General features: G+C 40.8%; 6 protein-coding genes and 1 tRNA gene. 3 read left to right on the top strand and 4 right to left on the bottom strand.

What is annotated here, in order from left to right; translation table 11 throughout:
* Positions 1-360: 360 nt before the first annotated feature.
* Both QZ620_RS04915 and QZ620_RS04910 read right to left on the bottom strand, forming a co-directional pair.
* Positions 361-600 carry a CopG family transcriptional regulator gene (locus tag QZ620_RS04915; protein ID WP_295179627.1) on the bottom strand — a complete coding sequence of 80 codons (240 nt, stop codon included), beginning with the start codon at positions 598-600 and terminating at the stop codon, positions 361-363.
* A 330-nt stretch (positions 601-930) separates the two neighbouring features.
* Positions 931-1,003: transfer RNA gene (locus QZ620_RS04910), tRNA-Gln, on the bottom strand.
* Positions 1,004-1,215: 212 nt separating this feature from the next.
* Between QZ620_RS04910 and QZ620_RS04905 the strand changes: the two genes are divergently transcribed.
* Together QZ620_RS04905 and QZ620_RS04900 are read left to right on the top strand one after the other, a co-directional pair.
* A complete protein-coding gene (locus QZ620_RS04905) occupies positions 1,216-4,524 on the top strand; it encodes a DUF2723 domain-containing protein (protein WP_295179626.1) in 3,309 nt (1,102 codons plus the stop codon).
* Positions 4,525-4,570: 46 nt separating this feature from the next.
* Positions 4,571-5,230 carry a polysaccharide deacetylase family protein gene (locus tag QZ620_RS04900; RefSeq protein ID WP_295179624.1) on the top strand — a complete coding sequence of 220 codons (660 nt, stop codon included), beginning with the start codon at positions 4,571-4,573 and terminating at the stop codon, positions 5,228-5,230.
* Here QZ620_RS04900 and QZ620_RS04895 read toward each other — a convergent pair.
* Positions 5,202-5,498, bottom strand: a complete 297-nt coding sequence (locus QZ620_RS04895; RefSeq protein ID WP_141878856.1) for a thioredoxin family protein — start codon at positions 5,496-5,498, stop codon at positions 5,202-5,204. The genes QZ620_RS04900 and QZ620_RS04895 overlap by 29 nt on opposite strands.
* A 71-nt stretch (positions 5,499-5,569) precedes the next feature.
* Complete coding sequence (locus tag QZ620_RS04890; protein ID WP_295179622.1) at positions 5,570-6,796, bottom strand: metallophosphoesterase; 1,227 nt, start codon at positions 6,794-6,796, stop codon at positions 5,570-5,572.
* Between the two features lie 148 nt (positions 6,797-6,944).
* Between QZ620_RS04890 and QZ620_RS04885 the strand changes: the two genes are divergently transcribed.
* Positions 6,945-7,919 carry a N(4)-(beta-N-acetylglucosaminyl)-L-asparaginase gene (locus QZ620_RS04885; protein ID WP_295179620.1) on the top strand — a complete coding sequence of 325 codons (975 nt, stop codon included), beginning with the start codon at positions 6,945-6,947 and terminating at the stop codon, positions 7,917-7,919.
* Positions 7,920-7,965 lie beyond the last annotated feature (46 nt).

Below are 7,965 nucleotides of genomic sequence, written 5' to 3'. Positions count from 1 at the left end.
ATAATAGTTGTTATAGAAATTAGAGAGCGGATTCGGACATATTGGGTTTATTCCTTTCTTACATTATTTCGAACCGGTTTCTGGTTAAATGTTACTCAAATTCTGTCTGCCGATGATAGATATTATCTCAACGGAATTTTTAAATACTCTATAATAGTTGGAATCTGACCCACAAACATATCTTCGGTAACCAGGTTTTATAAAATCAATAGATTCGAATGCGAAAAGTCGTTCTGCAATCATATCGAAGTATTCGAAAAACCTCTCAAAATATTTGTCGGCTTGAATAACTCCGAGTCGCTTTATTCCAAATTGATGTATTCTAATTAATTCTTCTTAGTTAGATTACTTAATTTGTAATTACTCATTAAGCAAAGATTTCGATTGCGCTAGAATTTGTTCTTTACTGTCTTTTGTAAATCCGCTTTTCTCAGCTTTCTCAATCTTATCTTTGGCATAATCAATCTGAATTTGTTGATTGCGAGCTTGTCTTATCAAATCATTAACCAGTTCACTTTTGCTGGAATATTCTTGATTATCAACTTGAGATTTTAGCCACTCATCATTTGGCTTTGTGAAGGAAATACTTTGTCTGGACATAATAGCTGGTTTGATGTAAAGTTGCATCAAAATCGCATCAGACACGAATTATCCAAACAAATATTCTATAGAATAAAGTTTGATGAAATAACTTCGTTCGACAGACTTCCTTCGACAGGCTCAGGATGGCAACTAAGCTATTATATTATAAGATTACACACTATGAGATTTACTGATATGAAATTTCATTTCATAAACAACTTCGAGAGTATCCTTGGGCAAGCACCAATCTTCAAGCTTCCTTCGACAGGCTCGGGACACGCTTCTCGCCCTGACGTTTTGTAAAACAAAAAAACCCAAACTTTTCAGTTTGGGTTTTTAACATTTTTGTTGGCCTACTAGGGCTCGAACCTAGACTCTTCTGGACCAAAACCAGACGTGTTGCCAGTTACACCATAGGCCAATGCTTAAATGCGGATGCAAATTTAAGACAAAGTTTCTATCGCACAAACTTTTTCAAAAAGATTTTCATTAAAATTTCAATTTTTTTCTGAAAGCACATTTTTTCTATTCATTTCCAGACACTTCCAAAATATTCGCTTTTCCATTGCGTTTGTAAAGCATTCAGCATATTATTATTAAATTCGCCACTTCAGTAGAATTACACGAGTATTTATGACAGATTTCAACTTTAGTAAGTGGAATAAGATCCTGGGATGGCTGGTATTTCTTATTGCCCTCACCACCTATACACTTACTCTGGAACCAACGGCAAGTTTCTGGGATGCCGGTGAATATATTGCTACCTCTGCCAACCTGGAAGTTGGTCATCCACCGGGAGCTCCTTTCTACCAAATGATGGGTGCGTTTTTTGCCACTTTTGCGGCAGACAATACTCAGGTCGCCCTCATGATCAACTTTATGTCTGGGTTTGCCAGTGCCGTAGCCATCATGTTTATGTTCTGGTCTATCAGCTTACTGGTTCTAAAGATCGCCGGACCGCGAGAAACTCTTACCGATGCTAAGAAAATAGCCGTTCTGGGTAGTGCCCTTGTTGGCTCACTTGCATTTACTTTTACCGACAGCTTCTGGTTCAATGCCGTGGAAGCCGAAGTATACGCCATGGCAGCCTGCTTTATGTCGGTCATGTTTTATCTAGGACTACTCTGGGAACGGGATATGTTCACTCCGCGTGGAAATCGCTGGATCATTCTGATCTCCCTGGTCATCGGACTCTCTTTTGGAGTTCACTTTATGGGTCTGTTAACCTTACCGGCAATCGGATTCCTTTATTTCTTTAAAAACTACAAAAAGGTAACCGTCAAGAATTTTATCATCGCCAACGTGGTCGTGGTCGCTGTTCTTATGTTTATCTTTAAACTGCTATTACCATACACTCTTACGTTCTTTTCTGCATCAGAATTGTTCTTTACCAATTCCCTGGGAATGCCTTTTAATACGGGAACAGCGATCGCTTTACTTGCGATCATCGCCGTATTCTATTTCCTGATCAATTTCACTCGCAAGCGTAACCTGTATCAGTACAACACACTACTGCTCTGTATATTATTTGTTCTAATCGGTTTCTCCAGCTGGGTAATGTTACCAGTGCGTAGTAATGCACCAACCGTGATCAATGAAAACAGTCCTGACAATGCACGTGAGCTACTCGCCTATTATAATCGTGAGCAATACGGGGAAACTCATCTATTCTACGGCCCTCAATGGTCTGAGATGTATTCCGGACTCGACAAAGATAATCCATATCGCGATGGGAAACCTCAATATGAAAAAGACGAGGAACTTGGAAAGTATGTGATCGTGAATGAATATAAAAACGCACGCCAGAACCTGGATGACGATCATAAGGCTGTTCTGCCAAGAATGTGGAGTACCGAGCATGCTACCAATTATATGGAATTTACCGGTCCCCTGGATTTCACAATCAAACCAGAATTCCAGAGTGAAGAAAGACTTATAAGTGCTATCAATGAATTTCGCACTCAGTTTGCCCGTGGTGAAAGGGATATGGAAGACTACCATAACTTCCTAAGGCAGTTTAGCGATTATATCAATGTCGAAAAACCCTCATTTTCGTCTAACATTAGCTACTTCCTGGAGTATCAGGTTGGCTATATGTACTGGCGTTATTTTATGTGGAACTTCACCGGGAGACAGGATGATATACAGGGAAAATTCGGAGATCTGCATGGAAACTGGATTAGCGGAATCAATTTTATTGATGAATGGCATATTGGGTCGCAAGAGAATTTACCTTCAGATGTAAAAAATAACAAGGCTCGAAATACCTATTATTTCCTGCCGCTTTTACTCGGACTAATCGGACTCATTTTTCAGCTGAAAAGAGATCAGAAGAATTTCTGGGTGCTTATGGTATTTTTCCTTTTTACCGGAATTGCTCTTAAAGTTTATCTGAATGAAAGGCCTTTTGAACCTAGAGAACGGGACTATGCACTTGTAGGGTCCTTCTATGTTTTTGCGATCTGGATAGGCTTTGGAGTCTATGCCATCTTCGATAAACTTAAAGGAATGATCGGTCCTAAAATTCTGGCTCCGGTAGTAGTACTTGCAAGTTTACTTGCCGTACCAACGCTGCTTGCTTCGGAAAACTGGGATGATCATGATCGTTCCGGCAGAGACACTGCACTAACCATGGCCAGGATGTACCTGGATTCCATCGACGAAAATGCCATTATATTTACCATTGGTGATAATGATACTTTTGCGCTCTGGTATGTTCAGCAAATTGAAAAATACCGAACCGATGTTCGTGTAATCAATACAAGTTTACTGGCAACCGACTGGTATATTGACCAGATGAAGCGAAAAGCTTTTGATAGTGATGCTATCCCGTCGCAATTACCACAGGACTGGTATAATGGAAAGAACGATGCGATCTTCCTGCGCGAAGTAACCCAGGACACTGTGGGCATCAAAACCTGGATGAATTATATTCAGAATGAAGATCCAAGAACCATGGCCGAATTGCAAAGTGGGTCTATGATCAACACCTTCCCTTCTAAATATGTTCGAATTCCGGTAGACAAACAAAATGTACTGGACAATAATATCGTAGACCGTTCTGAAGCAAACGAGATCGTTGATCATATAGATATTGAGATTGGTGACCAGGTGCTTTATAAGAACAGGCTGTTGATGCTCGATATTATTGCCAACAACGACTGGAAACGTCCTATCTATTTTACCGGCGGAAGTTTTGGTGACGACGATTACCTATGGATGAAAGACTATCTCCAACTGGAAGGAGTCACCTATAAACTGGTTCCTATTCAAACACCTCTTGATCCCAGAAATCCATTCGATATGGGTCGCGTGAATACCGAAAAGATGTACAATATCGTGAAGAACTGGAATTGGGGAAATATGGGATCTTCAGATATTTATCATGACCCTGAAACCCGTAAGAACTCTATTACCTATAGAAGCAACCTGGCAAGACTGACTGAGAATCTTCTTAACGAGGGTGATACAATACATGCGGAAGAGATCCTTGACCTGGGAATGCAACATATGCCGGTCGAGCATTATGAATATTATACGCTACTGGAACCATTTATCACCGGTTATTACGAAGTTAACAAACCTCAAAAAGCCCGTGAGATCTGGGAAAAAGTGACTAAGAAATATCAGGAGAACCTGGAATTCTATAGTAACTGGGAAGTAGAACGTCAATACAGATATGCAGATGAGATCATTACCGATATGGAACGTTACCGCGGCCTGGTTGACATTATGATGGTTTATGAGGATCGTGAGACAGCCAGAGAAAAAGCCGAAGAATTTAATACCTATCTAAAAAAGTTCAGGCATTTCTACCGTGAGGACGAAGAAATAGATGCTGAAGCAAAATCTCCGCAACAGGAGATTCTGGAAGCACTGGATGGCGCAACTCCCATAGGGCAACCGGACGATTCGGTTTCGCTGCAAAAAGATCAGCAATAAAATTAAACCCGGCCAATTGCGCCGGGTTTTTTATTTTTGAATATCGATGAGTTTATTCCTGCCTAAATATCCTTCAGTCCTGAAACTTCTTTATCCTAAACGTATTTCCAGGATAAAGGATAAAAATGCTATCTATCTCACTTTTGACGATGGCCCAATTCCAGAGGTCACGCCATGGGTTCTGGATCTACTCGAAGAGTATTCAGCAAAAGCTACTTTCTTCTGTATTGGAGAGAATGTTGAAAAGCACCCGGAAATCTTCCGAAGTATTTTAGAGAAAGAACACGCAGTGGGAAATCACACGTATAATCACCTTAACGGCTGGAAAACTGGCAAAGCTCCTTATATCGAAAATACCCAGAAAACTCAGCAGGTATTTACTGCTAACAAATTCTTCCCAGAGACAAAATTTTTCAGGCCACCTTATGGTAAGATCATGAACGCTCAGGCGCGTGACCTTGTGGAAAAAAGCTATAAAATTGTGATGTGGGATGTAATAAGTGGTGATTATGACCACAGTATTTCAGCAGAAAAGTGCTACCGGAATGTCATATATAATGCTGTTGATGGAAGTACGATCGTCTTTCATGACTCAGAAAAGGCATTTAAAAATCTTAGGGAAGTATTACCCAGAGTGATGAGATACTACGCTGAAAAAGGCTTTACTTTCAAAAGTCTTACTGATGCTCCTTTAAAAGGCCAATAAGCGTATTTGCATTCTGCTCACCGCTCTGGCGCCATTTCATTTCACCGTCCCTGTAGATCATAAGCGTTGGCAAACCCTTTACTCTCAAGGCTTCAGCAAGCTGAGAATTCTTATCCACATCGATCTTTATGACCTTGGCTTTATCACCTAAAGCGGCCGCGACATCACGTAATACCGGATGCATGGCTTCGGAAGCTTCGCTCCATTCAGCATAAAAATCCAGAAGTACCGGAATGTTCAGATCTACTAGTTCACCAAATTTTGACATAATTCAGTATTTATTTTTTCGGTTATTTACCGTGTTCGCCAGCTAAACTCAAATATAGGAAATTCTTTGTATTAAGCTGGTTTAGGTCCTTTTTTCAGTTCGATGACGCTAATTTCGGGCCATATTCCTATTCTACCAGGATAAGCCAGAAATCCGAAGCCTCTGTTTACATTAATGTAGCGTCCTGCTTCCTCATAAATTCCAGCCCAGTGTTTGTAACGATATTGCACCGGACTCCATTTTAACCAACCCGGGATCTCAATTCCAAATTGCATCCCGTGCGTATGGCCGCTAAGCGTTATATGATAATGTTTTTCGTCTTTCTTAACCTCTTCTTCCCAGTGAGAAGGATCGTGACTAAGTAGCACTTTAAAATCTTTACTGGATAGTCCGTTTCCGGCTTTTTGAAGATCACCGGCTTTTTTGAATCCGCCAATTCCCCAATTCTCTACTCCAACCAGCGCTATCTTTTCGCCATTTCTCTCGATCAGGCGGTGTTCATTAAGCATTAAGTTCCAGCCCATTTCTGCATGCGTATCCTTCAGGCGTTGCAAATTATGCTTTTTTGCCTCCGGACTTTCCCACTGCGTATAATCTCCGTAATCATGATTCCCTAGAATAGAATATACGCCGTCTCTGGCATTTACCTGGGAGAATACATCTTTCCAGTTCTCCATTTCTGAAGCTTTATTATTCACAAGATCCCCGGTAAAAACCACCAGATCACTTTCCTGCTCTTTTAAAAGATCCACTCCATACTGTATCTTTTCTTTATTATCGAAACTTCCACTATGCACATCACTAATCTGGCTGATGGTATAACCATCAAAGGACTCAGGAAGATCATCGAAATATAGTGTATATCGTAACACCCTGAAGTTGTACCGACCTTTTACCATTCCATACAACAAACCAGCAAATGGAATTGCTGCAAGACCCAGAGCCACTGTACTTATAAATTTTCTTCTTGATGGAATAGAAAAACTTTCTGAAGAGCCGAATAATTTTTGAAAACCTGCAAATGGAAGTCTTAGAAAATCCTCCCCCAGCAGAACTAAAGCAAGAACAATTTTCGCTACAAAGAATGCAAGAAAAATACCTATCGCGTAGCCTCTACCTCCTCCAAAACCATCATTAGGATTAGGCTGATTAAATTGATAGAAAAGATTGGCAATTACGATGATCGAAATGAGGAAATAGAACGAGGCAACCCAAACATTCTTTGAAAATACCCGTAAAGCCTGAAAAGCGTAAAGATCTACGATGATGTAGATAACGGCAAGAATTAACCAGCGCATTAAGTAATTTTTTGCGAAGATAATTTTAATTGCAGCGAACCCCAGCTTATTAACGATTCTTTAAGCACATACCTCTTACAAAGCATTCTATTATTCATTATTTTAAAAGCATGCTTCGAAATATTACTTTTAGCAAGAGATTTAAATCATGAAACGTCGACAATTTCTTCAGAAAACCGGGATCAGCATAGGAGCACTTAGTGTAAGTCCCAGCCTTTTTCCACAAAACATTTTAGAACCTATGAACATCAAGCCAAAACCAGTTGCGGTCGCTACCTGGAATTTTCAAAACGCAACCAAAAAAGCCGGGTCTATGCTGGAAAATGGTTTTAGTGCCCTGGATGCTGTGGAACAGGGAGTGATGGTAGAAGAGGCCAACCTTAAAAACACTACTGTTGGTGACGGCGGCGCGCCAGACCGTGATGGAAATGTTACTTTAGACGCCTGTATCATGTCACCAGATGGAAACGCCGGTGCGGTGGTTTACCTGAAGGAGATCGCACACCCGGTACAAGTAGCGAGAAAAGTGATGGAAGAAACTCCGCATGTCATGCTTGCCGGTGAAGGCGCCTTACAATTTGCCATTCAGCAGGGATTTAAAAAGAAGAACCTGCTTACCGAAAGCTCTGAAAAAGCATGGAAAGAATGGTTGGAACATAAAGAGTACAGACCTATTATTAATATTGAAAACCATGATACCATAGGGATGCTATGTATGGACGACAAAGGGGATATCGCCGGAGCCTGTACAACTTCCGGACTTTCCTACAAAGTGAATGGCCGTGTTGGTGATTCTCCAATAATTGGTGCTGGTCTTTTTCTCGATAATGAAATTGGTGGTGCTGTAGGTACAGGAATGGGCGAAGCCATTATGAAAAGTGTGGGCAGTTTCCTGATCGTGGAATTAATGCGACAGGGAATGTCTCCACAGGATGCCTGCAAGGAAGCGCTCATGAGAACCGTTCGCAAAGCACCAAATCACAAGGATTTCCAGATCGCATATGTAGCACTCAACAAAGCCGGGGAAATTGGATCGTACTGTATCCACAAAGGCTTCAGTTACGCTAAGTTTCATGAAGGAATTAGCAGCGACAACCTGAGCCCCTCTTATTTGGATTCTTAGTTTTATATCTTTCTGCAGAACGATATAATCTTTGTAATTTTGAGCT

Origin of the sequence: uncultured Christiangramia sp., from assembly GCF_913046405.1 — a bacterium.
Taxonomy (GTDB): domain Bacteria; phylum Bacteroidota; class Bacteroidia; order Flavobacteriales; family Flavobacteriaceae; genus Christiangramia; species Christiangramia marina.
This window is presented reverse-complemented; position numbering and strand designations above follow the sequence as displayed.